The 25,138-nt window shown below is 72.7% G+C and carries 18 protein-coding genes; 9 read left to right on the top strand and 9 right to left on the bottom strand.

Annotated elements, in window-relative coordinates:
* Positions 1-64: 64 nt before the first annotated feature.
* From AB0D44_RS01460 to AB0D44_RS01450, 3 genes are all read left to right on the top strand, one after another.
* Positions 65-2,053, top strand: coding sequence for an FUSC family protein (locus tag AB0D44_RS01460; RefSeq protein ID WP_362582708.1), 1,989 nt, complete (start codon positions 65-67; stop codon positions 2,051-2,053).
* 64 nt (positions 2,054-2,117) lie between these two features.
* Positions 2,118-2,834, top strand: coding sequence for a hypothetical protein (locus AB0D44_RS01455; protein WP_362582705.1), 717 nt, complete (start codon positions 2,118-2,120; stop codon positions 2,832-2,834).
* Positions 2,822-4,117, top strand: a complete 1,296-nt coding sequence (locus AB0D44_RS01450; protein WP_362582703.1) for a HAMP domain-containing sensor histidine kinase — start codon at positions 2,822-2,824, stop codon at positions 4,115-4,117. Before AB0D44_RS01455 ends, AB0D44_RS01450 begins: the two co-directional genes overlap by 13 nt.
* Before the next feature lie 18 nt (positions 4,118-4,135).
* On the opposite strand, the gene AB0D44_RS01445 is transcribed toward AB0D44_RS01450, so the two are convergent.
* Positions 4,136-6,235, bottom strand: a complete 2,100-nt coding sequence (locus AB0D44_RS01445; protein WP_362582700.1) for a PhoX family phosphatase — start codon at positions 6,233-6,235, stop codon at positions 4,136-4,138.
* 294 nt (positions 6,236-6,529) lie between these two features.
* Here AB0D44_RS01445 and AB0D44_RS01440 point away from each other — a divergent pair, with 294 nt between their 5' ends.
* Positions 6,530-7,972, top strand: a complete 1,443-nt coding sequence (locus tag AB0D44_RS01440; RefSeq protein WP_362582697.1) for a VWA domain-containing protein — start codon at positions 6,530-6,532, stop codon at positions 7,970-7,972.
* Positions 7,973-8,035: 63 nt separating this feature from the next.
* Here AB0D44_RS01440 and aspS read toward each other — a convergent pair whose 3' ends face one another.
* Positions 8,036-9,853, bottom strand: coding sequence for an aspartate--tRNA ligase (aspS, locus tag AB0D44_RS01435; protein ID WP_362582694.1), 1,818 nt, complete (start codon positions 9,851-9,853; stop codon positions 8,036-8,038).
* Positions 9,854-10,012: 159 nt separating this feature from the next.
* Here aspS and AB0D44_RS01430 point away from each other — a divergent pair, with 159 nt between their 5' ends.
* A complete protein-coding gene (locus AB0D44_RS01430; RefSeq protein ID WP_362582691.1) occupies positions 10,013-12,160 on the top strand; it encodes a SpoIIE family protein phosphatase in 2,148 nt (715 codons plus the stop codon).
* A gap of 36 nt (positions 12,161-12,196) precedes the next feature.
* Here AB0D44_RS01430 and AB0D44_RS01425 read toward each other — a convergent pair whose 3' ends face one another.
* The 3 genes from AB0D44_RS01425 to AB0D44_RS01415 form a co-directional block, all read right to left on the bottom strand.
* Entirely contained in the window at positions 12,197-13,156 is a 960-nt protein-coding gene (locus AB0D44_RS01425) for a hypothetical protein (protein WP_362582688.1), read from the bottom strand.
* A 165-nt stretch (positions 13,157-13,321) separates the two neighbouring features.
* Positions 13,322-14,305: a pirin family protein gene (locus AB0D44_RS01420; protein WP_362582685.1), complete on the bottom strand. Its 984-nt coding sequence runs from the start codon at positions 14,303-14,305 to the stop codon at positions 13,322-13,324.
* Positions 14,306-14,422: 117 nt separating this feature from the next.
* Positions 14,423-14,881, bottom strand: a complete 459-nt coding sequence (locus tag AB0D44_RS01415) for an SseB family protein (protein WP_215146094.1) — start codon at positions 14,879-14,881, stop codon at positions 14,423-14,425.
* Positions 14,882-15,056: 175 nt separating this feature from the next.
* Between AB0D44_RS01415 and AB0D44_RS01410 the strand changes: the two genes are divergently transcribed.
* The 3 genes from AB0D44_RS01410 (at position 15,057) to AB0D44_RS01400 (ending at position 19,193) form a co-directional block, all read left to right on the top strand.
* Positions 15,057-16,883 (top strand): acyl-CoA dehydrogenase, encoded by a 1,827-nt coding sequence (locus AB0D44_RS01410; RefSeq protein ID WP_362582862.1) that lies wholly within the window; start codon positions 15,057-15,059, stop codon positions 16,881-16,883.
* A 181-nt stretch (positions 16,884-17,064) separates the two neighbouring features.
* A complete protein-coding gene (locus AB0D44_RS01405; protein WP_362582682.1) occupies positions 17,065-17,799 on the top strand; it encodes a hypothetical protein in 735 nt (244 codons plus the stop codon).
* Positions 17,800-17,900: 101 nt separating this feature from the next.
* The gene (locus AB0D44_RS01400; RefSeq protein WP_362582679.1) at positions 17,901-19,193 is read left to right on the top strand and encodes a M18 family aminopeptidase; all 1,293 of its coding nucleotides are present in this window, start codon (positions 17,901-17,903) and stop codon (positions 19,191-19,193) included.
* Between the two features lie 22 nt (positions 19,194-19,215).
* Here the strand turns inward: AB0D44_RS01400 and AB0D44_RS01395 are convergent, their stop codons facing one another.
* The 3 genes from AB0D44_RS01395 to AB0D44_RS01385 form a co-directional block, all read right to left on the bottom strand.
* Entirely contained in the window at positions 19,216-21,054 is a 1,839-nt protein-coding gene (locus AB0D44_RS01395) for an NHL domain-containing thioredoxin family protein (RefSeq protein ID WP_362582677.1), read from the bottom strand.
* A 118-nt stretch (positions 21,055-21,172) separates the two neighbouring features.
* Positions 21,173-21,973, bottom strand: coding sequence for a hypothetical protein (locus AB0D44_RS01390; RefSeq protein ID WP_362582674.1), 801 nt, complete (start codon positions 21,971-21,973; stop codon positions 21,173-21,175).
* 138 nt (positions 21,974-22,111) lie between these two features.
* Positions 22,112-22,909 (bottom strand): carbon-nitrogen family hydrolase, encoded by a 798-nt coding sequence (locus AB0D44_RS01385; protein WP_362582671.1) that lies wholly within the window; start codon positions 22,907-22,909, stop codon positions 22,112-22,114.
* A gap of 156 nt (positions 22,910-23,065) precedes the next feature.
* On the opposite strand from AB0D44_RS01385, the gene AB0D44_RS01380 reads away from it, so the two are divergent.
* Entirely contained in the window at positions 23,066-23,890 is an 825-nt protein-coding gene (locus AB0D44_RS01380; RefSeq protein ID WP_362582668.1) for a maleylpyruvate isomerase family mycothiol-dependent enzyme, read from the top strand.
* A gap of 204 nt (positions 23,891-24,094) precedes the next feature.
* Here AB0D44_RS01380 and AB0D44_RS01375 read toward each other — a convergent pair whose 3' ends face one another.
* Positions 24,095-25,096, bottom strand: a complete 1,002-nt coding sequence (locus AB0D44_RS01375) for a helix-turn-helix domain-containing protein (protein ID WP_362582665.1) — start codon at positions 25,094-25,096, stop codon at positions 24,095-24,097.
* Positions 25,097-25,138: the final 42 nt, after the last annotated feature.

Raw genomic sequence — 25,138 nt, 5'->3', positions numbered from 1 at the left:
GTACGCAGAACGACGCAGAAGAGCCCAGAAGAACCGATTCGCGAGCGGCGGCACGGAAGCGGGAATGAGCACCGAACGCACCGACCACATACCGTCCGGGCGGGGCCGGCCCCATCCGCTGGCCCCACCCGCCTGGCTGCTGGGCGGACTGCGGCCGAGCACCGCACCGGTCCCCTGGGCCGCCGTGGCGCGCGCGGCGGTCGCGCTCGCGACCCCGCTGGCGGTCGGATTCGCCCTCGACGAACCCGAGTACGGCGCGCTGGTCTCCATGGGCGCCCTGTCCGGGGTCATCGGCGACACCGCCGACGCCTACCGGATGCGGATCCTGAACATCGCCGTGCCGCAGCTCTTCGGCGCCGCGGGCGTGGCCCTGGGCACCCTGGTCTTCGGACACGGCTGGCTGGCCGTCGGCGCCCTCACCCTCGTCGCCCTGGTCTCCGGGATGATCTCCTCGATCGGCACGGTCGCCTCCGTCTCCGGACTGCTGCTCCTGCTCAACGCCGTGATCGGCGCCGGGCTGCCGCTGCCGCAGCCCTGGTGGACGGCCCCCCTGCTGCTGGGCGCGGGCGGGCTGTTCGTCCTCGTGCTGACCCTGCTGGGCTGGCCGCTGCGTGGCCGCGGGCCCGAGCGCACGGCCGTCGCCGCCACCTACCGGGCCCTGGCGGACACGCTCGAGGCGGCGGGCGGGCCCGATTACGAGGAGCGCCGCAGGCAGGTCACCCACGCCCTGAACCAGGCCTACGACCTGGTGCTGGGCCGACGGGCCCGGGTGCACGGGCGCAGCCCCTCGCTGGTGCGGATGCTGGCCCAGCTCAACGTGGTGATCCCGCTGGTGGAGGCCGCCCCCGCCGCCCACCTGCGCGGCCGTCCGCTGCCGCCCGGGATCCCGGCGGCCGTACGGGACCTGGCCGACGCGGTCGAAGAGGGCCGCAGCGCAGCGCCCGTGCTCGACCTGCCCGCCCCGCGCACCCCGGTGGAGCGGGCCGTCGACTCCGCCCTGCGGCACGCGGCGGCCGTGGTCCACCTGGCCGAACCGGACGGGCCCCCCGTCGACGACCGGCTGGGCCGGCCCGCCCCCCTGCGGGCCCGGGCCCTCAGGGCGGTGCGCTACGTGATGTTCTCCGGGGCCTCCTGGCGGTACGGACTGCGGCTCGCGCTGTGCATCGGGCTCGCCCAGTGCCTCGTCTCGCTCATCGAGGTCGAGCGGTCCTACTGGGTCGCGCTGACCGTCACCTTCGTCCTCAAGCCCGACTTCGGCTCGGTGTTCTCGCGGGCCGTGCTGCGCGCGCTGGGCACCGCGGCCGGGCTGGTCGTCGCCGCCGCGGTGCTGGCCGAGGTGCCGCGCGGATGGTGGGACGTGCCGGTGATGGTGGTGCTCGCCGCACTGATCCCCGCCTTCTCGGCCAAGGGGTACGCCTTCCAGACCGCCGCGATCACCCCGGTGATCCTGCTGCTCTCGGACCAGCTCAACCACCAGGGCTTCGACCTGATCCGGCCGCGCCTGCTGGACAGCCTGATCGGCTGCGCCATCACCCTCGTCGCGGGCTACCTGCTGTGGCCCGAGAGCTGGCGCACCCGGATCGGGGACCGGCTCGCCGACGCCGTGGACGACGCCGCCCGCTACCTCGAGCGGGCCTTCGCACCGGTTGCGGACGGGGCCGCGCTCGCCGCGGCGCGCACCGCCCGCGTCCAGGCCAGGCGGCGGATCTACCGCGACCTGTCGGGCGTGCGCAGCGAGTTCCAGCGGGCCCTGACCGAGCCGCCGCCGACGGGGGCCCGGGCCGCCGCGTGGTGGCCGCTGGTGGTGGCCGTCGAGCGCGTCGTGGACGCGACGACCGCCGCCCGGGTCCGGGTCGACCACGGGGCCCGGCCGCCCGCCGCGGGGGAGGTGGAGGACCTCGCGGGCCGGCTGCGCGAGCTGGCCGAACGGGTGCGCAGCAGCGCCGCCCCGGTACGCGCCGACGCGCGGCCGCAGGGCGAGGCGCCGGGCGTCCTCGCCGCGGTCCACCAGGAGGTCGCGGCGGCCCGCGCCCTCACCCGCCCGGGGCACTGACGGGGGAACCCCCGGATGGCCCCGTGGCCGGGCCGCAGGGCACCCGGCGGGAGAGCATCGGTACATGCACCGCGCCCGCGTCCTGGCCGGCCCGGCCATCGCCGTCCTCGTGGCGGCCTCGGCCGGGTGCGCGGACGTGGAGGGGCTGAGCAGCCAGGGAGACCTCGGGACCGTGCACGCCCCGAAGTCCCTGTGGAAGGACCGCCGCCCCGCGCCGCCCGCCCCCGGCCAGAAGCCGGGGACGGCCGCCGTGGTGCCCGGTGTCCCCAAGGCACACGGGCTGAGCATGCGCGGCGTGAACGCGCTGGACGTCGTCCGCGCCGACGTCACCTCCGCCACCGCGCAGGACGGCGGGACGGGCCGGCTCGTCGACCCGCGGGCCGTTCAGCGGCTCGCCCTGTGCACCCGGGCCGCCGACGGCGGCCCCGACTGCCCCGTGCGTCCGGGCGTACTGCACGACCTGACGGGCAACGGCCGGGAGGAGCTGATCACCGCCCTGGACATCGACGGCCGGCTCAGCGAACTGCGCGTCTACACCGTCCAGGACGACGGCTCCGTCGCCCGGGTGCTGGCCCGGCGGGCCGTGCTGGAGGGCGTGGAGGTCGCCGCCGAGCACCTGGCGGTGCGCGAGCCCACCTCCAACCCGAAGTACGTGGCCGTCGCCGACTACGAGTGGGACCCGAAGGCGGGGGTCATGAACCTGTCGCAGCTGACCCTCGACGAGTGCCCGGCCCTCACGGATCTCCCCCCGAGCGGAGACGGGCCGCGATGCGCGCGCTGAGCAGCCTGCGCTGGAAGATCGCCCTGACCACCACGGCCGTGTGCTGCATGGTCGCCGCCGCGCTCGGGATCCTGGTGCACAACGTGGTCGCCCGGCAGATCGTCGGCGAGGTCCGGGCGAAGGCCGAAGCGGACCTGGACCACGCCCTCGGCCACTACGAGTACGGGACCTCCCACGGCGACGTGGACGTCGCGCTGGACCCGCCCGAGCTGCCCGGGCGGCTGCGCGCCCTGGTCGCCCGCGGGGACACCGGCAGCATGGTCGGACACCGCGGGGACGAGCCCGTCATGTGGGCGGCCGGGCCCGCCGACGAGCACGCCCTGGCGATCTGGATCCCGTACCGCACCACCCGCGACCGGCTGCGGGACATCGACACGGCGATCCTCGCCTCCTCGGTCCTGGCGGCCGGGGTGGTCGCGCTGGCCGGCCTGTTCCTCGCCGGCCGGATCAGCCGGCGCCTCGCGACCACGGCCGCCGTGGCCCGCCGGATCAGCTCGGGGGACCTGGACGCCCGGGTGGGGTTCCCGGCCGACGGCGATGGTGACGGCAAGGACGGCGGGGACGGGGGCGGGGACGGCCGGCGGCCGGTCCGCTCCCGGGACGAGGTACGGGACGTGGCACAGGCCCTGGACTCGATGGCCGAATCGCTCCAGGAGCGGCTGGAGGCGGAGAAGCGGTTCACCGCGGACGTGGCGCACGAACTGCGCACCCCGCTCACGGGCTCGCTGGCCGCGGCGGCGCTGCTGCCCGAGGGCCGCCCCAAGGAGATGATCAACGACCGGCTCAGGGCCCTGCACCTGCTCACCGAGGACCTGCTGGAGATCTCCCGGCTGGACTCGGGCGTCGAACGGGCCGAACTCGCCCGGGTGGAACTCGGCCGGGCGGTGCGGCGCGCCGTCGCCGGGAGCGGGCGGGAGGCGACGGTACGGGTCGTGCGGGACACGGTGGTGCTCACCGACCGGCGCCGCCTGGACCGGATCCTGGCCAACCTGCTGGTCAACGCCCACAAGCACGGCCGGCCGCCGTTCGAGGTGACGGTGGAGGGGCCGGTGGTGGTGGTACGCGACCACGGCCCCGGCTATCCGCCCGAACTGATCGAGCAGGGCCCCCAGCGGTTCCGCACCGGGGACCCGGGGCGCGGGCGGGGCCACGGGCTGGGGCTGACGATCGTGGCCGGCCAGGCGGCCGTGCTGGAGATCGGGCTGACCTTCGCCAACGCCCCCGACGGGGGTGCGGTGACCACCCTCAGGCTGCCCGTCGGACGGCTGCCGGAGGCGGATTGAGGGTGGTCACCGATCGGCTCAGACGCCGATGTTCTTGCCGTCCTTGCGCCAGACCGAGACGACGGCCGGACGGACGATCTTGCCGGGGCCGTCGGGCCACACGGACTGCGGGTTCTCGACGGAGGCGCCGTCCAGCTCGCCCGGGTGCTGCACGGCCACCAGGACGCGCTTGTCCTGGATGATCGGGCCGCAGGTCTCGGCGCCGCGCGGGACGGTCAGGAACTGCTTCAGCTCGCCGCGGCGCTCACCCGAGGTCGCCACGCCGAACAGGCCGTCGTGGGAGCCGAGCTGGTTGCCGTCGGTGGAGATCCACAGGTTGCCGTGCGGGTCGAAGGCCACGTTGTCCGGGCAGGAGATCGGGCTGACCCGGTCCTTCGGGAAACCCGCGAAGTAGGTCGCCGGGTCGTTGGGGTCGCCGGCCACCAGGAACAGCCGCCAGGCGAAACCGTCGCCGGCCGGGTCGTCGAAGTTCTCGGCGAGCTCCAGGATCTGACCGTGCTTGTTCAGGTTGCGCGGGTTGGCCTCGGTCGCGCCCTCCGCCTTGCCGGGCTTGCCGCGGTCGGTGTTGTTGGTCAGCGCGACGTACACGCGGCCGGTGCGCGGGGACGGCTCGACGTCCTCGGGGCGGTCCATCTTCGTGGCGCCCACCTTGTCGGCGGCCTGACGCGTGAAGACGTACACCTCCTCGGCGGTCATGCCCTCGACGTGGGAGACGTTGCCGGTGGCGAGCTTGATCCACACGCCGGAACCGTCGAACTCGCCGTCGGAGGGCAGCGTGCCGGAGCCGTCGATCTGGGCGGTCGGGGAGTCGCCGGTGAGCTTGGCGACGTAGAGGGTGCCCTCGTCGAGCAGCGTGAGGTTGTGCTCCTTGGCCGCGCGCGAGGTGCCCTTCTTCATCTGCTTCGACGAGACGAACTTGTAGAAGTAGTCGAAGCGCTCGTCGTCGCCCATGTAGACGACGGGGCGGCCGTCCTCGGTCAGGCGGGGCTGCGCGGCCTCGTGCTTGAAGCGGCCGAGCGCGGTGCGCTTGCGCGGGACGAAGTCCGGGTCGTACGGGTCGAGCTCGACGACCCAGCCGAAGCGGTGCGACTCGTGCGGCTCCCGGGCGACGTCGAAGCGCTTGTCGAACCGCTCCCACTTGCGCTCGGTGGCGCCTGCGGTCACGCCGTAGCGCTTGAGGCGGGCGGCCTGGACGGGGTCGGTGACCTGGCCGGCGTTGCCGAAGTACTGGTTGAAGTTCTCCTCGCCGTGGAGGGTGGTGCCCCACGGGGTGGTGCCGCCCGCGCAGTTGTTGAGCGTGCCGAGCACCTTGGTGCCGGTCGCGTCGACGGAGGTCTTCAGCAGGGCGCTGCCCGCGGCCGGACCGGTCAGCCTGAACTCGCTGGTGGCGGTCAGGCGGCGGTTGAGCTGGTGGCGGGTGACGGCGGTCAACTTGCCACTGCGGTGGTCCTCCTGGACGACGACCACGGACAGGCCGTGCGCCGCCCAGGCAATCTCGACCTGCTCGCGGGTCGGGTTGGCCGGGTCGTACCCCTTGAACATGAGGTTCTCGTCCGTGTACTCGTGGTTCGCCACGAGAAGCTGCCGGCGCTCGTAGGCGCCGCCGAGCGGGAGCAGGCTGAGGAAGTCGTTGTTGTAGCCGAACTGGCCGGCCTGGGCGGCGGCGGTCTGCTTGTCGGCGTTGAAGCCCGGGGCGCCCTTGACGATCGGGTCGCCCCAGCGGATGACCACGTTCTGCTCGTGGCCCTCGGGGACGGTGACCTGGTCGGCGGTGTTCGGCGCGACGGCCTTGAAGCGCAGACCGCGGGCGGCCTCGCCGCTCTTGCCCGCACCGGCGGTCCCGGCCTCGCCGGCCTCGCCGGCCGGGGCGGCATGGGCGGACTGGCCGGGGCCGCCGAGGGCGAGGGCGGTGCCGCCGGCGGCGGCGACCGTCACCACGGCGGCGGTGCGCAGCATCGAGCGGCGGGAGTACGCGCGGGCCATGACATCGCCGGCGTACTCGTTGTCGCTGGTGTTGGGCACCTCGTGGAAGCATGCGTCGCCACAGCGGTAGCGGCAGGTGAGAGCGGAACGGCCGCTCCCATGCGGGTTGCCGATGAGCGGCAGGAGCTTGCGCACGAGTGTCCTCCGAGTAGCTGCGTGGGCGCCGACAACGTGTCGGGACGATCCAGCGGTGACGCTAGGGCCGGGTGGCGCCGCAGCGGCGGCGCGGGGATGAACGATCGGTGAACCCGGCACGTCGGGGCGGGAGTTCGGCTGCGGTGCGCGCGGGGCCGGGAGCCGGACGCCACGAAAGGCGCCCCTCCCGAAGATCCAGCCGGGCGGCCGATAACCTTACGTGTCCACTCTGGGCAGGGATCATCCGCGCAGCACGGACAAATGACGCACGCACTCATGCGAAAGGCCTGGCCCATGGGTATTCGGAGCTTGTTGCGCAAGGTGTTCGGACGGTCTGCGGAACCGGTACCGGAAACGTCGGGCACGCCTTCGGCGGCCCTCCCGAGCCAGGCGGAGCGCACCCCCCTGGACGCGGCCGCCGAACTGGTGGCCGCCTCGTTCGACAACCCCACCGTTCCGCCGCAGTCCGCACCGCGGGACCGCGAGCCGGGGACCGTCCTGACGGCCCCGGCCCCGGACCCCTCACCGGTCGCGGACCCCACGGTCCCGGAGGCCCGTCGCCCGTCGCCTCCGGCGCCCCAGCAGAACCAGCCCGACCCGGTGACGGCGGAGGCCGAGCCGCTGGCCGCGGAGCCCGAGCCGGTGGCCGCCGAGGCCGAGACGGCCGAGCCCGACGCCGTGGCGGCCGAGCCTGACGCCGTGGCGGAGCCCGTCGCACAGGCCGAGCCGGCCGTCGCCGAGCCCGAGGCAGAGCCGGTGACCGCCGAGGCCGAGGCCGTGGCCGAACCGGTCGTAGAGGCCGAGGCAGAGCCGGTGACCACCGAAGCCGAGGCCGTGGCCGAACCGGTCGTAGAGGCCGAGGCAGAGCCGGTGACCGCCGAGGCCGTGGCCGAGGCCGAGCCGGTCGAGGCCGAAGCAGAGCCGGTGGCCGCCGAGGCCGAGCCCGAGGCCGAGCCGGTAACCGCCGAAGCCGAGGCCGAGCCGGTGACCGCCGAAGCGGAGGCCGCCGCCGAGCCCGAAGCAGAGCCGGTAACCGCCGAGGTCGAAGCCGAGGCCGTCGCCGAGGCCGAGGTGGACGGGCCCGCGCATGCCGCCGCCGCCGTGCGGCGGCGGGCGCCCGGGGTGGCCGCGGCCTACAAGGCGGCCGGCCAGGTGCTGCGGAGCAAGGGCAAGGCCGGGGCGCGCGCCAAGGTGTACCTGGTCCTGGACCGGTCCGGATCCATGCGCGGGTTCTACAAGGACGGCAGCGCCCAGTACCTCGCCGACCACGCCCTCGCCCTCGCCGCGCACCTCGACGACGAGGCCACCGTCCACACGGTGTTCTTCTCCACGGAGCTGGACGGCACCGCCGACCTCGCCCTCGACGGCCACGACGAGGGCTGGGTCGAGGCCCGCCACGCCGAGCTCGGCCGGATGGGCCGCACCAGCTACCACGTCGCCGTCGAGGCCGTCGTCGAGCACTACCGCAAGGGCGGCGGCGAGGGCCCGGCCCTGGTCGTCTTCCAGACCGACGGCGCCCCGGACAACCGCCAGCCCGCCAAGGCCGCCCTGGCCGAGGCGGCCGCCACCGCCCCCGGCATCCACTGGCAGTTCGTCGCCTTCGGCGACCACGACGCCAAGGCCTTCGACTTCCTGCGCAAGCTGGACGCCGAGAACGCCGGCTTCTTCCACGCCGGCCCCGCCCCGCGCGAACTGACCTCCAACACCCTCCTCAAGGGCATCCTCGAGCGGTTCTGACCGGAACACGACCGAAGGGCCCGGGATCAGCCGATCCCGGGCCCTTCGTCACACCTGGTCCGACTACCGCGCGGCGTCCGGGTGGACGGCCTCCGTGATCGGCTTCGCGTCGGACGGCTTGGTCTCCACCGGCCGCCGCAGCGCGATGTTCAGCTCGCGCAGGCGGGCCTCCTCCAGCACCGTCGGCGCGCCCATCATCAGGTCCTGGGCGTTGCCGTTCAGCGGGAAGGCGATGGTCTCGCGGATGTTCGGCTCGTCGGCCAGCAGCATCACGATGCGGTCCACACCCGGGGCGATGCCGCCGTGCGGCGGGGCGCCGAGCCGGAAGGCGCGCAGCATGCCGGCGAACTCCCGCTCGACGGTCTCGGCCTCGTAGCCCGCGATCTCGAAGGCCTTCAGCATGACCTCGGGCTCGTGGTTGCGGATGGCGCCGGAGGACAGCTCGATGCCGTTGCAGACGATGTCGTACTGCCACGCCAGGATGTCCAGCGGGTCCTTCTCCTCCAGGTCCTTCATCCCGCCCTGCGGCATGGAGAAGGGGTTGTGGGAGAAGTCGATCTTGCCGGTCTCCTCGTCCTTCTCGTACATCGGGAAGTCGACGATCCAGCAGAAGCGGAAGACGTTCTCCTCGAACTGGCCCGCACGCTTGGCCGCCTCGACGCGGACGCCGGACATGATCTTGGAGACCTCGTCGAACTCGCCCGCGCCGAAGAACACGGCGTGGCCGGCGGCCAGGCCCAGGCGCTCGGTGAGGACCTTGACGTTCTCCTCGGTGAGGAACTTGGCGATCGGGCCGGTCAGGGAGCCGTCCTCGCCGACGCGGACCCAGGCCAGGCCCTTGGCGCCCAGCGAGATCGCGTACTCGCCGAGGCCGTCGAAGAACTTGCGCGGCTGCGCGGCGGTGTCCGGGACGGCCAGGGCGCGCACGTGCTTGCCGGCGAACGCCTTGAACTCCGAGCCCTCGAAGACATCGGTGATGTCGACGAGTTCCAGCTTGGCGCGCAGGTCGGGCTTGTCGTTGCCGTACTTCAGCATCGACTCGCGGAACGGGATCCGCGGGAAGGGGGAGGTGACCTCGCGGCCGTTGCCGAACTCGGTGAAGAGCTCGGTCATCAGGCGCTCGATCGGCTGGAAGACGTCCTCCTGCTCGACGAAGGACATCTCCACGTCGAGCTGGTAGAACTCGCCCGGCGAGCGGTCCGCGCGGGCGTCCTCGTCGCGGAAGCAGGGCGCGATCTGGAAGTACCGGTCGAAGCCGGAGATCATCAGCAGCTGCTTGAACTGCTGCGGGGCCTGCGGCAGGGCGTAGAACTTGCCCGGGTTCAGGCGGGACGGGACGACGAAGTCACGGGCGCCCTCGGGGGAGGTCGCGGTGAGGATCGGGGTCGCCATCTCGTTGAAGCCGAGGGCCACCATCTTCGAGCGGATCGAGGCGATCACGGCCGAGCGCAGCATGATGTTGCGGTGCATGCGCTCGCGGCGCAGGTCGAGGAAGCGGTACTCCAGGCGCCGCTCCTCGTTCACACCGTCGTCGGTGTTGATGGTGAAGGGCAGCGGGGCGGCCGCGCCGAGCACCTCGACCTCGGCGGCCTCGATCTCGATCTCGCCGGTCGGCAGCTCGGGGTTGATGTTCTCGGCACCGCGCGAGACGACCTTGCCGTCGACGCGGATCACGGTCTCCTTGGACAGCTTGTCCAGGACCGCGGCGGCGGCGGTGCCGGGACGGGCCACGAGCTGCGTGATGCCGTAGTGGTCACGCAGATCGATGAAGAGGATGCCGCCCAGGTCTCGACGGTTGTGCAGCCAGCCGCTCAGCCGGACGTCGGCGTTGACGTCAGAGGCGCGGAGCTCGCCGCAGGTGTGGGACCTGTACCGATGCATCAGTCATCCAGTTCTTCGCGATACCAGGGTGGATTCAACCCTCACAAGGTTACCGTCCGGGCGGGCGGCGGGTCGGGCATGCCCGCCGGGCCCGCCCGAACGCGCCCGGCACACCGGGCGAACAGGCACGCAAGGGGGATGACCTGTAAAGATGACCGGGTGCGCACCGAGGATGTCCTGGCCGCCATCGCGACGGGTCTGTGGCGTTGGGACAACGCCTCCGGGACGGTCACCCTCGACGGCGAGGCCGCCCGGCTCCTCGGGCTGCCCGCCGACCCGGTGGTGCTGCCGGAAGTCGCCGTGCGGTCGCGGTTCCACCCGGTGGACTGGAACGAGATCAACGGCATCGTGACCCTGGCCGTCGCCGAGGGCACGCTCGCCGAGGCCCGGCTGCGGATCATGGACGAGGACGGGCGGGTCCTGCGGACCGTACGCAGCCGCTCCAAGCCGGTGGAGAACCGGGGCACCGACGGCCGCCTCGACTACGAGCTGATCGGCACCATCCAGGAGATCGCCGAGCCGCAGCCCGGCACCACCGCCGTGCACACCCCGATCACCGGCGACTGGCGGCGCTCCCGCGAGGCCTTCCTGCTGGACGCCGGGCGGGCGCTGGCCGAGGCCCGTTCCACCGCGGAGGTGCTGCGGGTCGCGGCCTCCCTGTCCATGCCGGGTTTCAGCCCGGACGGCCTGGCCGTCTTCGGGGTGGCCGGCGACCGGCTGTCGATCATCGGGCACCACGGGCACGACGTGGGCGACGAGGCCCCCTTCGCGGACATGCGGCTGGAGACGGACTACCCGGCCGCCGAGGTGGTCCGTACCGGCCGGGCGATCTACCTGCCCAGCCCGGAGGACTACAAACGGCGCTTCCCGGCCACCTGGCCGCTCGCCCAGCGGTTCGGCAGGGTCTCCTGGGCGTTCCTGCCCCTGATCGTCGCCGGACGCACCATGGGCGCCTGGATGGCCGCCTTCAAACACCCGGTGTCCTTCTCCCCCGACGAGCGGTCCGTCCTGACCACCGTGGCCCGGATGCTCGCCCAGGCCCTCCAGCGCGCCGGGGTGGCCGAATCCGAGCGGGAACTCACCACCGGCCTCCAGCGGTCGATGATGCCGCAGCTCGGACCGGAGATCCCGGGCATGCGGATCGCCGCCCGGTACGTGCCGACCGGCGGCGGGCTGCAGGTCGGCGGCGACTGGTACGACATGATCCCGCTGCCCTCGGGACGGTTCGCGCTGGTCATCGGCGACGTCCAGGGCCACGACGTGCGCGCGGCCGGGCTGATGGGCCAGCTGCGGATCGCGGTGCGGGCGTACGCCTCGGAGGGCCACCGCCCCGACGCGGTGCTCTCGCGCGCCTCCCGCTTCCTGGCCGGGCTGGGCTCCGCGCCGGAGTCCGACGCGGACGAGGACCCGGACTTCCAGAGCCCCCGGTTCGCGACCTGCCTGTACGCGGAGTGCGACCCGCGGACCGGCATGCTGGAGGTGGCGCGCGCAGGCCACCCCGACCCGGCGATCCGGATGCCCGACGGAACCGTCCTGATGCGCCCCACGGCGGGCGGACTCCCCCTGGGCATCGTCCCCGACACCGACTACCCGACCACCCGGTTCACCCTGGAACCCGGCGAGACGATGATGCTGTGCACCGACGGGCTCATCGAGACCGGCGGGCACGACCTGGACACCGGCTGGGCGCGGCTGCGCGCGATCCTGGAGTCCGACACGCACGGGTCCGAGTCGCTGGAGAAGCTCGCCGACCTGCTGGTCCAGGCCGTGCACGGGCCGTCCTCGCACCACACCACCGGCCCGCTGGCGGACCGCCGCGAGGACGACATAGCCGTCGTGCTGCTGTGCCGCGAGGGTGAGGGCTGCGGCCGCGGTCCGGCCCCGGCGCACCTGGTGCGCCCGGCCCGCCGCACGATGCTGACCGTGGCGCAGGCCGAACCGGAGCGGATCGCGGGCGCCCGGCAGCAGATCCGCGAGCTGCTGCACGACTGGGCCGACGGCGAGCAGGTGGACTCGGCGGTGCTCATGGTCTCCGAGATGGTGACGAACGTGCTCATGCACACCGACGGCGACGCCCTGCTGGTCGCCGAGGCCGTGGGCGAGCTGGGCGAGCGGCGGCTGCGCGTGGAGGTCGCGGACGGGAGCGACGAGCTCCCGCACAAGCGGCACCCGGGCGAGATGGCCTCCAGCGGTCGCGGCGTCCTGCTGATGGAGATGCTGGCCGACACGTGGGGCGTGGACCCGCGCGGCGAGGGCAAGTCGATCTGGTTCGAGCTCTACGAGCGGTCCAAGCGGCCCGACGCCTGAGCGGGGCGGCCGTGCGGCGGCCCCGCTCCGGACGGCCTACCCGCGGGAGTACGAACCGAGGCCGACCAGGCAGTACACGTACTCGTTGATGACGGCGCCGCCCCGGGTGTAGCGGTGGGAGAAGGCGTACTCCGTCTTCGGGTAGGCGTCGCAGCGGTCCATGTCGGAGGTCATCGGGATGGTCCCGATCACCCGGTAGTGCGCGTCGGAGGCCGAGCAGGGCACTTCCTCCACGTCGTCGACGCGCTGGGCCGTCGTCGAGTCCGGCAGGGTGCCGTTGAGGCAGGTGCCCCTGTCGTACGGAACGGGGGCGGCCTCCTCGGTCGGCTCGGGCGTGGCCGGGTAGGTGGGCGCGGCCGGGGCCTCCGAGGGGCTGGGGGCGGGGCTGTACGACGGGCTGTACGAGGGGCTGTACGACGAGTACGAGGGCTCGGGGCCGGTCGAGTGGCTCGGTGTCGCGGAGCCTGAGGCCTTGCTGTCGCTGTCGTCCCCGGAGCCGTTCGTGACGAGGCCGATGAGCACGGCCGCGAGGAGTCCGCCCACCACCAGGCATCCGAGGGCGGCGGGCTTGCCGCCGCCTCCCCGCCTCGGCGGGACGGGAGGCGTCGCGAAGGGGTTGCCGGCGCCCGACTGCGAGGCCGTCGCGAAGGGGTTGCCGCCGCCCGACTGCGAGGCCGTCGCGAAGGGGTTGCCGCCGCCCGACTGCGAGGCCGTCGCGAAGGGATTGCCGCCGCCCGGCTGGGCCGGCACCTGCTGCGTCGGGGCCGGCGAGGGCACGGGCTGTGCCGGGGCCGGCCGGGCGGCGCCCGGGGGCGCGGACACCGTGACCCGCGCGAGCACCTCGCCCCCGCCGACGCGGACCCGGACGAGCTCGCCGTCCCGGGTGCCGGACGGGATGCGCAGGCGGGCGGGCCCGGTGGGGAGCGTGACGGTCAGGATCACCCCGTGGTCGGCCTGCTGCGGAGTGATCGTTACGTCGACTTCCTGCGACGACACCATCTGCTCCTCAGGGCCGGGGGCGTGTGCTGCCGGGACGGTCTCCTCGGATTGTGACGCGCCCCGGTCGCCGGACGCAGCCGTTCCGCCAAGACGCAAAAAGGCCCCGCCCGCCCACGGGGGAGGGCGGGCGGGGCCGCTGGGGGGGACGGACCGGTCAGGGCACTAGGAGTGCTGCTCCGCCGATTTGGTCCGATCCCGGGCGGTGGTCGGGATGGTGCCCAGCCGGCCGGCCTGGAAGTCGTCGAAGGCCTGCTGGAGCTCGTGCTTGCTGTTCATGACGAACGGCCCGTAGTGCGCCATCGGCTCACGGATCGGACGTCCGCCGAGGAGGACGACCTCGAGGTCCGGGGCGTGGGAGTCCTGTGACTCGTCCGCCCGCACCGTGAGCGAGCCGCCCTCGCCGAAGACCGCCGTCTGGCCGGTGTGGAGCGGCCGCCGGTCCTCGCCGACCGAGCCGCGCCCGGCCATGACGTACGCCAGCGCGTTGAAGTCCTCGCGCCACGGCAGGGTGATCTGCGCGCCCGGGGTGATCGTCGCGTGGATCATCGTGATCGGGGTGTGGGTGATGCCGGGGCCCGCGTGGCCGTCGAGCTCGCCCGCGATCACGCGGAGCAGGCCGCCGCCGTCCGGGGTGGTCAGCAGCTGGACCTGGCCGCCGCCGATGTCCTGGTAGCGCGGGGGCATCATCTTGTCGGAGGCCGGCAGGTTCACCCACAGCTGGAGGCCGTGGAAGAGCCCGCCGCTGACGACGAGGGACTCCGGCGGGGCCTCGATGTGCAGGAGGCCGGAGCCGGCGGTCATCCACTGCGTGTCGCCGCCGTTGATGACTCCGCCGCCCCCGTTGCTGTCCTGGTGGACGAAGGTTCCGTCGATCAGGTAGGTGACGGTCTCGAAGCCGCGGTGGGGGTGCCACGGGGTGCCCTTGGGCTCGCCCGGGGCGTACTCCACCTCGCCCATCTGGTCCATCATGATGAACGGGTCGAGGTACTGGTAGTTGATGCCGGCGAACGCTCGGCGCACCGGGAATCCCTCGCCCTCGAACCCACCGGGAGCGGTCACGACGGCCAGCACCTTGCGCGGGGCGACCGCGGTCGGCTCGGCCACGCGGGGAAGCGTCAACGGGTTCTCAACAGTCACTGCGGGCATGGTCAGGACCTCCTTCTGCGTCGAGTTTAGTTGAAACTCGAACTTTCTGCCACATGCGACAGAACAGAGAAGACCCCGGGGGCATTCCCCCGGGGTCTTCACATGGTCCGACCTGGTCTAGCCGTACATGCGGCGCATCGCGAAGTCGACCATCTGCTCGACCGCCTTGGCGTCGAAGACCATCCGGTGGTCGCCCTCCATGTCGAGGACGAAGCCGTACCCGGTGGGCAGCAGGTCGATCACCTCCGCGCCGGTGATCACGAAGTACTTGGACTCCTTGCCGGCGTACCGGCGCAGCTCCTTCAGCGTGGTGAACATCGGGATGACCGGCTGCTGGGTGTTGTGCAGCGCCAGGAAGCCCGGGGTCTCGCCGCGCGGGCAGTAGACCTTCGAGGTGGCGAAGATCTGCTGGAAGTCCTCCGCCGACAGCGATCCGGTGGTGAAGGCCCGTACCGCGTCGGCGAGCGACGGCGGCGAGGGCTCGGGGTAGAGCGGCTGCTCGCCGTACCCGCCGCCCATCTGCTGCGGGGCGGCGTACTGCTGCCCTGCGCTCACGTTCTGGTCGTAGCCGTACATGGGGCGAAGCCTACCGACCGGCCCCGGCCCCCCGGGCACGCAATCGCGCCAGGCTTGATGCTGGTCACAGTCGCCGAGCAAGGGTTGCTTCTTATTACCGGTGGGTAGCATCATGACGTTACCGATTGGTATGTACGAGGAACCTGTCTCCCCGAGCCTTAACGGAGCCGTCGCCATGGGGCACTACAAGTCGAATCTCCGCGACATCGAGTTCAACCTCTTCGAGGTGCTCGGCCGCGACAAGCTGTACGGCACCGGTCCGTTCGAGGAGATGGACACCGAGACCGCCAAGAGCGTCCTGTCCGAGCTCACCCGCCTCGCCGAGAACGAGCTGGCCGCCTCCTTCGAGGACGCCGACCGCAACCCTCCGGTCTTCGACCCGGCCACCAACACCGCGCCGGTCCCGGCCTCCTTCAAGAAGAGCTACGAAGCCTTCATGGACTCGGAGTACTGGCGCCTGGGCCTGCCCGAGGAGATCGGCGGCACCACTTCGCCCCGTTCCCTCATCTGGGCGTACGCGGAGCTGCTGCTCGGCTCGAACCCGGCCATCTGGATGTACTCCTCCGGCCCGGCGTTCGCCGGCATCCTCTTCGAAGAGGGCAACGAGGCGCAGAAGAAGGTCGCCCAGATCGCCGTCGAGAAGCGCTGGGGCTCCACCATGGTCCTCACCGAGCCGGACGCCGGCTCGGACGTGGGCGCCGGCCGCACCAAGGCGGTCCAGCAGCCCGACGGCTCCTGGCACATCGAGGGCGTGAAGCGCTTCATCACGTCCGGTGAGCACGACATGGAGGAGAACATCCTCCACTACGTCCTCGCCCGCCCCGAGGGCCACGGCCCGGGCACCAAGGGCCTGTCCCTCTTCCTCGTCCCGAAGTTCCACTTCGACTGGGAGACCGGCGAGCTGGGCGAGCGCAACGGCGTCTACGCCACGAACGTCGAGCACAAGATGGGCCTCAAGGCCTCCAACACGTGCGAGATGACCTTCGGCGACCAGCACCCCGCCAAGGGCTGGCTGATCGGTGACAAGCACGACGGCATCCGCCAGATGTTCATGATCATCGAGTTCGCCCGGATGATGGTCGGCACGAAGGCCATCGCCACCCTCTCCACCGGCTACCTCAACGCGCTGGAGTACGCCAAGGAGCGCGTGCAGGGCCCGGACCTGGCCAACTTCATGGACAAGACGGCGCCCAAGGTCACCATCACGCACCACCCCGACGTGCGCCGCTCGCTCATGACGCAGAAGGCGTACGCCGAGGGCATGCGCGCCCTGGTGCTCTACACCGCCTCCGTCCAGGACGCGATCCAGCTGAAGCAGGCCGCGGGCGAGGACGCCTCCGCCGAGATCGGCCTGAACGACCTGCTCCTGCCGATCGTGAAGGGCTACGGCTCGGAGAAGTCCTACGAGCAGCTCGCCCAGTCGCTGCAGACCTTCGGCGGTTCCGGTTACCTCCAGGAATACCCGATCGAGCAGTACATCCGGGACGCCAAGATCGACACCCTCTACGAGGGCACCACGGCGATCCAGGGCCAGGACTTCTTCTTCCGGAAGATCGTCCGCGACCAGGGCGCCTCCCTGAACGTCCTCTCGGAGACGATCAAGAAGTTCCTGGCCGAGGCCGTCGGCGGCGAGGAGCTGGCCGGCGCCCGCGACGCGCTCGCCAAGGCCGCCGTCGACCTCGAGGCCATCGTCGGCCAGATGATCGTCGACCTCACCGCCACCGGCGAGGACGTCAAGAACATCTACAAGGTCGGCCAGAACACCACCCGCCTGCTGATGGCCTCCGGCGACGTCGTCGTCGGATACCTGCTGCTCAAGGGTGCGGCCGTGGCCGCCGAGAAGCTCGCCACCGCCTCCGCCAAGGACGTGCCGTTCTACACCGGCAAGATCGCCGCCGCGAAGTTCTTCGCGTCGCAGGTCCTGCCCGGCGTCTCGGTCGCCCGCTCGCTCGCCGAGGGCGTCGACAACTCCCTGATGGAGCTCGACGAGGCCGCCTTCTAGGCTGCGCCGCCCCCGGGCCACACACGTACGCGGTGTACGTACGCACGCCGGCCGGACCCTCCGCCGAGGAGGGGCCGGCCGTCGGCGTACACGGACCCCGCACACCGGCCGCCGGGCCCCGGCCCGGCGCCCTGTACTGCGGCTTTCCCCGTTGTCGGTCGTTCATGGGACGCTCTAGGGCATGAGCCCGCAGGATCAGCACAGCAGCAGGGGGTACTCCGTCCCGACCGGGCGGCCGTACGCCCTCAAGGAGCTGCAGGCGAGCCTGGGCAGCCTCGGCGACCATCTCCGGGAGCTGTACGACGGCGCGCACCCCGCCGAGTACGACGGCATCGCCGACGCGCTGTACGTGGCCTTCCAGACCGCCGCCGGGCTGGCCCCCGCCAAGAGCTACACCGGCTGCCCCGAGCACCCCAACGGCGCGCTCGACCCCGAGGCCCCCGACGGCTGGGGCCGCTGCCTCATCTGCAACGACCGGCGCCGGCTCGGACGGCGGCTGCAGGGCGGCCGCGCGGCCGGCCCCGCACCCGCCGCGCAGCAGCGGCGCCTGGGCTACCCCGTACCGGAGGGTCCGTACACCCTCGAGAGGCTGCGCGCGTACCTGCGCACCGTCGAGGACCAGCGCTTCCACCTCGCCCTGTCCTCGCCCGCGGAGGACTTCGTCCGCATCGCCGACGACCTCCACCGCGCCTTCATCGTCGCCCGCGAGCTGTCCCGGCCGCGCAACGCGTCCGGCTGCTCCGAGCACCCCGGGGCGCCCATCGACCCCGACGCACCGCCGGGCGAGGGCTGTATCTTCTGCGCCGGACGCAAAAGACGCGCGCAGCGCTCCGCGCAGACCCCGGAGATGCTCCCGCGCATCCGCCGGGGCGAGCGCAGACAGCTCCAGCGCCGATTCGAGCGTCCTCCGGGCTGAACACGGACGGGACCGCAGATCACCCACCCCGCGGTCGCAACCCCCCGGCTATCAGCCGCAGTCCGGCCATGGCGCATACCACCGTCGTTAAGGTGAACCACATGAGCTCTCCCGCCCGCTTCGACCGCGGCCACACCGACGATCTGATGACCTACCTGACGGCCAGTCCGTCGCCGTACCACGCCGTGGCCAATGCGGCCGAGCGGCTGGAGAAGGCAGGCTTCAGCCAGTTGTCGGAGACGGACGCCTGGGATGCGGGCACCGGGGGCAAGTTCGTGCTCCGCGGCGGCGCGCTCATCGCCTGGTACGTCCCCGAAGGCGCTGCGGCACACACCCCGTTCCGCATCATCGGCGCCCACACCGACTCCCCGAACCTGCGGGTCAAGCCCCTGCCGGACACCGGCTCCCAGGGCTGGCGGCAGATCGCCGTCGAGATCTACGGCGGGACCCTGCTCAACACCTGGCTCGACCGCGACCTGGGCCTGGCCGGGCGGCTGACCCTGCGCGACGGCACCGAGCGCCTGGTGAACGTGGACCGCGCACTGCTGCGCGTGCCCCAACTGGCCGTGCACCTGGACCGGTCGGTGAACTCCGACGGGCTCAAGCTCGACAAGCAGCGCCACATGCAGCCGATCTGGGGGCTGGGCGAGGTCCAGGAGGGTGACCTGATCGCCTTCCTGGAGGAGGAAGAGGGCCTGGAACAGGGCTCCGTGGCCGGATGGGACCTGATGGTCCACTCGATCGAGCCGCCCGCCTACCTCGGCCGCGACCGCGAACTGCTGGCCGGCCCGCGCATGGACAACCTGCTGTCGGTGCACGCGGGCGTCGCGGCGCTGGCGGCGGTCTCCGCCACCGGGAAGCCGGAGTACATCCCGGTACTGGCCGCCTTCGACCACGAGGAGAACGGCTCGCAGTCGGACACCGGCGCGGACGGGCCGCTGCTGGGGAACGTGCTGGAACGTTCAGTCTTCGCGCGCGGGGGCACCTACGAGGACCGCGCGCGCTCCTTCGCGGGCACCATCTGCCTGTCCTCGGACACCGGCCACGCCGTGCACCCCAACTACGGTGAGCGGCACGACCCGACGCACCACCCGCGGGCCAACGGCGGCCCGATCCTGAAGGTCAACGTCAACCAGCGCTACGCGACGGACGGCAGCGGGCGCGCGGTGTTCGCGAGCGCCTGCGAGCGCGCCGGGGTCCCGTGGCAGACCTTCGTCTCCAACAACTCGATGCCGTGCGGCACGACGATCGGCCCGATCACGGCCGCCCGCCACGGCATCCAGACCGTCGACATCGGCGTCGCGATCCTCTCGATGCACAGCGCCCGCGAGCTGTGCGGCGCGGACGACCCGTACCTCCTCGCCAACGCCCTGGTGGCCTTCCTGGAGGGCTGAGCCCCCCAGGAAGACCCGGGAGTCACCCCTCGTCCATCCCGGCGAGGACGAGGGGCAGGCGGGAGGCACCGCCGGCGGTGACGCGGACGGGCACGCCCCAGTCCTGCTGGTGGACGTGGCAGGCCGGGTACTCGTTGTGGGGGTCGTCGTCGCAGGACGCCGCCATCGCGGAGACGTGCAGCACGCCCTCGGTGACCTGCGGGTTCAGCACGAGCTCCCGGAACAGGTCGGTCCCGGCGCCCTCGCCCGCGGCGAGCAGCTCGGGCGGGGTCGAGGAGACCAGCAGCCGGGTGGACGGGCCGTAGCGCGTGTCGAGCTTCTGCCCGCTCGGCGCCTGGAAGACGACGTCGAGGCGGAGCGTGCCGGGTGCCACCTCGGTGGCGGCGCGCTGCGTCCGGTGCGCGACGGCGTCGACGCGTACGGCGTCCTCGGGAAGCCGCAGCCGGGTCAGCCGGTGCCGGGCCGACTCGACGACCACGATGTCCTCGCCCACCAGCACGGCGTCACTGGGCTCGCGCAGGTCGGTGGCGAGCGTCGAGACCTGGCCGGTGGCGGGGTCGTAGCGGCGCAGCGCGTGGTTGTACGTGTCGCACACCGCGACCGAGCCGTCGGGCAGGGCGGTGACCCCGAGCGGGTGCTGGAGCAGCGCCTGCCCGGCGTCCCCGTCCCGGTGCCCGAAGTCGAACAGGCCGGTCCCGACGGCGGAGGTGACGACGTAGCCGTCGGGGGTGTCCTGCACGTACCTGAGCGCGCTGGTCTCGGAGTCGGCGATCCACAGCCGGTCCCCGGCGGCCGCGAGCCCGGAGGGCTGGGCGAACCAGGCCTCGGCGGCGGGTCCGTCGTGCAGCCCCTCGTTGGTGGTCCCGGCAGCGACCTCGACGGTCCCCTCGGCCGGGTCCCAGGTCCACAGCTGGTGCACGCCCGCCATGGCGATCCACACCTTGCCCTGCCACCAGGCCACGTCCCACGGCGAGGACAGGGCCACCTCGAGGGCCGGCCCGGAGGTGGGCGAGCCCTGCCACCACTGCCTGCCGGTGCCGGCGACGGTCTCGACGGCCCCGGTGGCCGGGTCGAAGCGGCGCAGCGCGTGGTTGACGGTGTCGGCGACGACGACGCTGCCGTCGGGCAGCAGCGCCAGACCCTGCGGCTCGCTGAAGCTGTCGGCGGTGAACCCGCGCTCCCCGCTCCCGATGCGCCGTACGACGGTTTCCGCGTCGGGCGCCAGCTCCACCAGCTGGTGCCGGGTCGAGTCGGACACCAGGAGGTTCCCGCCGGGCAGCACCAGGGCCTTCCCGGGGAACCGCAGATCGCTCGCGACCGGCTCGGGCGCCACGTACGGCCCGTCGCCGCGCCGCAGCGTCCCCTTGGCCTCGTGCGCGGCCTCCAGCTCCTCGACGAGGCGTTCGATGGCGTGCGCGTGCCCCTCACCGGCGTGCTGGGCGACGACGTACCCCTCGGGGTCGATCACCACGAGCGTGGGCCAGGCCCGGACGGCGTACTGCTTCCAGGTCACGAGCTCCGGATCGTCCAGCACGGGGTGGTGCACCTCGTAGCGCTCAACGGCATCGACGACGGCGGCGTGCTCGGCCTCGTGCACGAACTTCGGCGAGTGCACGCCGATGATGACGACGGTGTCGCGGTGCTTCTCCTCCAGCTCGCGCAGCTCGTCGAGGACGTGCAGGCAGTTGATGCAGCAGAAGGTCCAGAAATCCAGGATGACAATCCGTCCTCGCAGGTCGGCGAGGGTGTACGGGGTGCCACCGGTGTTCAGCCAGCCTCCCTTGCCGATCAGCTCGGGGGCACGGACACGGGCACGTCGGGGCGCGGGCGCAGGGGTGGGCGCCGGGGCGGCATCGTTCATGCTTCAAGCTTGCCATCCGGGTGTGAACGCCGGGTCACACGCCTGCGGCTCGATGCGGGCGGCCTCTGGGGGAGAACGTCCGCTTGGCCGTGGACAGAGCCTGGCACCGGGTCCGACATCAGGCGAGGAAGGAGTGGAGAGATCCCGTGAGTGCGGTGACGAAGGCCTCCTGGACCGCGGGCGGCACGAGGTCCAGGGACAGGTACGGGTTCAGGTCCTCCAGCTCGACCAGGAGGAGTTCGCCCGACGGCGCGCGACATGCGTCCACCCGCTGGATGCCGTGGGACAGGGTGTTCCACTCGGTGAAGGCCCGGGCGAACGCGAGGTCCGCGCCGGTGGGCTCGTAGGGCCGCAGCTCCCAGCGGCGGGCCGGGTCCGGGGCGTACAGCGCGTACTGGAAGGCGTCGTCGACGAAGTAGAAGGACACCTCGTACGCGAAGTCGATGCGCGGCTGGATGAGGACCTCGCCCGCCGCGCCGGAGGGGTCCGCGGTGAAGGTCAGGCCGATGGAGTCCGCGCCCTGCTTCGGCTTGACCGCGTACTGCGCCACCTGCGGGAGCTCCGCCAGCCGGGCCGGGTCGTCGACGGTCGGGATGACCGGGTACCCGGCGGCCGTGAGGTCGAGCAGGTACTGCTTGCCCGCCATGTCGCCGCGGCCCGTGAGCGGGTTGTAGACCGGGGTGCCGGAGGCGAGCGCGGCGGCGCGGAAGGCGTCGTAGGCCTGCTGGTAGTGCAGGACCGGCCCGCTGTTGCGGACGACCACGGCGTCGAAGCCCGGCATCAGGCGCTGCGCGTCGCGCGGGTGGCACAGCGCCAGGGGGAAGTGCTCGCGCAGCCGGGCGGTGAGGAACACGTCCTCGTCGCCGTAGCGGCGGCCGCGCGCCGGGTACGCCAGGTCGGTCACGTAGAGCAGGGGCATGGGGGCAACCTATCGCGGGCACGGATCAGCGCCTGAAATGCCTCGTACGGGACAAAATGCCGCCCATCGGGGACGACTGCCGGATGGTCCAGCCCTGGCTCCCGTACAGGGCGGCAGCCGCCGTGTCGGAGGGCGAGGTCATGCGCCGGCCGGCGGGCGCAGCCCCAGCACGCGGTCCTTGAGGGCGGGGAACTGACCGCGGGTGTCGGGGACCTTGGCCGGGTCGAGGTCGACCGTGAGGACGTCCTCGCCGGGACCCGCCTCGGCCAGGACCTCGCCCCACGGGTCGACCACCAGGCTGTGTCCCGCCTGTTCGACGCCCGCGTGGGTGCCGGCCAGGCCGCACGCCAGGACGTACGCCTGGTCCTCCACCGCCCGCGCCCGGCTCAGCAGCGTCCAGTGCGAGCGGCGCCGCGCGGGCCATCCGGCGGCGACGACCATCGTCGTGGCCCCGGCGTCGACCAGGCCCCGGAACAGCTCCGGGAAGCGCAGGTCGTAGCAGGTGGCGATGCCGAGGGTCTGCTCCGGCAGCTCCACCGTGGTCAGGGAGTCCCCCGGCGACATGAGCACCGCCTCGCCCTGGTCGAACCCGAAGCGGTGGATCTTGCGGTAGGTGGCGGCCAGCTCGCCCTGCGGGGAGAGCACGAGGGTGGTGTTGTACAGCGATCCGTCGCCCGCGCGCTCGACCACCGAGCCCGCGTGCAGCCAGACCCCGGCATCGCGGGCGGCCCCGGACATGGCCGCGAAGGTCGGTCCGTCCAGCGGTTCCGCCTCGGTCTCGAACTGCTCGTAGGCGAAGGCCCCGACCGTCCACAGCTCGGGCAGCACGACGAGGTCCGAGCCGGCCTGCTCCCGTACGAGATCGGCCACCCGGGCGCGCCGGGAATCCACCGACTCGCCCTCGTTCACTGCGATTTGAATCAGCGAGGCGCGCACATTACCACCGTCCTGGCCTTCCAGCCGTCAACTCGGGCCTACGATCGTCACACGAAAGCACTGCCGGGGTGCTCACCGGCAGCGTAGTTTTGGAAACCGAGTCTGATGTCCAGAGCTTCCAGAACGCGCCACTGAACAGCACCGCGAGGGGTCCCGTTGACCGTCCATCCCAGCCTTCAGCCCTATGCCGACGCGTGGACGCACTCCATCGAGGCGATATCCGAGCTGGTCCTCCCGCTGACGGAGGGCGAGTGGAACCGGGCGACGCCGTGCCCGGGCTGGTCGGTCCGTGACGTCGTGTCACACATCATCGGCATCGAATGCGAGCAGCTCGGAGACCCGCGGCCGATCCACACCGTGGCCCGCGACCTGCGGCACGTGGTGGACGAGTTCAGCCGGTACATGGAGGTGCAGGTCGACGTACGGCGCCACCACACCGCGCCGGAGATGACCTCGGAGCTCGAGTACACCGTCATCCGGCGCTCGCGGCAGCTGCGGAACGAGAAGCGGGATCCGGCCACGCTGGTGCGGGGGCCGCTGGGCGACCAGGTGACGCTGGAGCACGCGCTGCGGCTGCGGGCGTTCGACGTGTGGATCCACGAGCAGGACCTGCGGGCGGCGCTGGGCGTGCCGGGGAACTGGGACTCGCCGGGTGCGTACGTGGCGCGGGACGTCCTGCTGGCCGGGCTGCCGAAGGTGGTCGCGAAGCGGGCGGGCGCGCCGGCGAACTCTGCGGTGGTGATCGACGTGCACGGTCAGCTGGAGTTCATGCGGACGGTCCGGGTCGACGCGGAGGGCCGGGGGACCGTGGACAAGTCCCCCTCGCTGGGCCCGGCCGTGACGCTCACCCTGGACTGGGAGACGTACGTCCGCCTGGCCGCGGGCCGGGTCCGGGCGCACGCCGTCGCCGACCGGGTGAAGGTCGAGGGCGACGCGGAGCTGGCCGGGGCCATCCTGGCCGGGTTCGCCGTCACGCCCTGAGCACGCCCTGAGCACGCCGTGACCGCCGTGACCGGCGTGACCGGCGTAGCAGTCGGGCCGGTGCGGGTGCGGGTGCCTGCGCGGAAGATCAACGGATCCTGCGCGCAGGGCACACGCCCCGTGGCCGGCCGTCCCTAGTCTGACCTCGTTGAGCGCATCCGGGCGGGGAGGGACGGGGGTCCGCCCCGCTCGGTGGCTCCGCCTTCAGTCCCGTACGCCGGGCCCGGCGGCCGGGCCGGTCGCGGCCGCGGCCGCGCGGCGGAACTCGGTGGGGCTGAGCGCGTACGCGGCGCGGAAGGCGCGGCTGAAGGCCGGGGCGTTGCCGAAGCACCAGCGGGCCGCGATCTCGTGGACGGGCCGGCCCGCCAGCTCGGGCCGGGCCAGGTCGGCGTGGGCGCCCTCCAGGCGCCGGCGCCGGACGGTGGCCGCGACGCCCTCTTCCTGCCCGCGGAAGAGCGCGTGCAGGCTCCGTACGGAGATGCCGTGCGCGGCGGCGATCAGGCCCGGGTCGAGCGCCGGATCGCCGAGGTTGTGCTCGATGAACGCGTCGATCCGGGTCCGCAGGGCCCGCTCGCGGGACTCGGCGGGGAGCTCCCCGTAGGCGTCGAGGCGGTGGGCCAGGCAGGCGGCGGCCAGATCGACCGCCACCGATCCCAGTCGGCGCAGCTCCTGCGGTCCGCAGGTGGAGCCGTGCTCGCCGAGCGAGGACAGGAACTGCGCCAGGACGGCCGCCGTGCCGCTGTCGGTGGCGATGCGCCGGCCGAGCAGCCGGTCGACCCGCTCCGGCCGCAGCGGCAGGGCGTCCTTCGGCAGGTGGAGGATGATCGACCGGCTCGGGCCGTTCCCCGGGTGGGCGACGGTCGCCTGGGGGCGCGAGGTGTCCCACAGGATCATGTCGCCGACCCCGAACTCCTCGTCGCCGCCCTGGTGGGACATCCACCACCGGCCGCCGGTGATCAGGGCCAGCTGGTACTGCTCGGGGTCCCCGCGGCGGATCAGGGCGGGCGTGCGGCGCGAGCTGAGGGGCGAGTGCGCGAAGGTGGAGACCTGGGTGACGCCGAGGTCCAGCATCGCCGCCTCGGCCTGGAAGTCGGCGCAGCGTTCGCTCTTGATGGCCGTCGGTATCAGGGCGGAGGCGACGAGGTCGTTGAACCACTCGAACCGGTCCGCGACCGGCACGGAGGCGGCGGACACACTGGTCCACATTCCGGCGGATCCCCCCTCTGACCGTGCGTCGGCTGCCTACGG

The sequence above is a fragment of the Streptomyces sp. NPDC048349 genome, from assembly GCF_040651925.1.
GTDB lineage: Bacteria > Actinomycetota > Actinomycetes > Streptomycetales > Streptomycetaceae > Streptomyces.
The sequence above is the reverse complement of the archived record's forward strand: the minus strand, read 5'-3'. Positions and strand labels throughout refer to the sequence as shown.

Coding starts and splice junctions, on each gene's coding strand:
- AB0D44_RS01420 (WP_362582685.1), bottom strand. CDS start 14,305: ATGCCCGCAGTGACTGTTGAGAACCCGTTGACGCTTCCCCGCGTGGCC.
- AB0D44_RS01405 (WP_362582682.1), top strand. CDS start 17,065: ATGAGCCCGCAGGATCAGCACAGCAGCAGGGGGTACTCCGTCCCGACC.
- AB0D44_RS01390 (WP_362582674.1), bottom strand. CDS start 21,973: ATGCCCCTGCTCTACGTGACCGACCTGGCGTACCCGGCGCGCGGCCGC.
- AB0D44_RS01455 (WP_362582705.1), top strand. CDS start 2,118: ATGCACCGCGCCCGCGTCCTGGCCGGCCCGGCCATCGCCGTCCTCGTG.
- AB0D44_RS01460 (WP_362582708.1), top strand. CDS start 65: ATGAGCACCGAACGCACCGACCACATACCGTCCGGGCGGGGCCGGCCC.
- AB0D44_RS01440 (WP_362582697.1), top strand. CDS start 6,530: ATGGGTATTCGGAGCTTGTTGCGCAAGGTGTTCGGACGGTCTGCGGAA.
- AB0D44_RS01450 (WP_362582703.1), top strand. CDS start 2,822: ATGCGCGCGCTGAGCAGCCTGCGCTGGAAGATCGCCCTGACCACCACG.
- AB0D44_RS01375 (WP_362582665.1), bottom strand. CDS start 25,096: ATGTGGACCAGTGTGTCCGCCGCCTCCGTGCCGGTCGCGGACCGGTTC.
- AB0D44_RS01410 (WP_362582862.1), top strand. CDS start 15,057: ATGGGGCACTACAAGTCGAATCTCCGCGACATCGAGTTCAACCTCTTC.
- AB0D44_RS01415 (WP_215146094.1), bottom strand. CDS start 14,881: ATGTACGGCTACGACCAGAACGTGAGCGCAGGGCAGCAGTACGCCGCC.
- AB0D44_RS01400 (WP_362582679.1), top strand. CDS start 17,901: ATGAGCTCTCCCGCCCGCTTCGACCGCGGCCACACCGACGATCTGATG.
- AB0D44_RS01395 (WP_362582677.1), bottom strand. CDS start 21,054: ATGAACGATGCCGCCCCGGCGCCCACCCCTGCGCCCGCGCCCCGACGT.
- aspS (WP_362582694.1), bottom strand. CDS start 9,853: ATGCATCGGTACAGGTCCCACACCTGCGGCGAGCTCCGCGCCTCTGAC.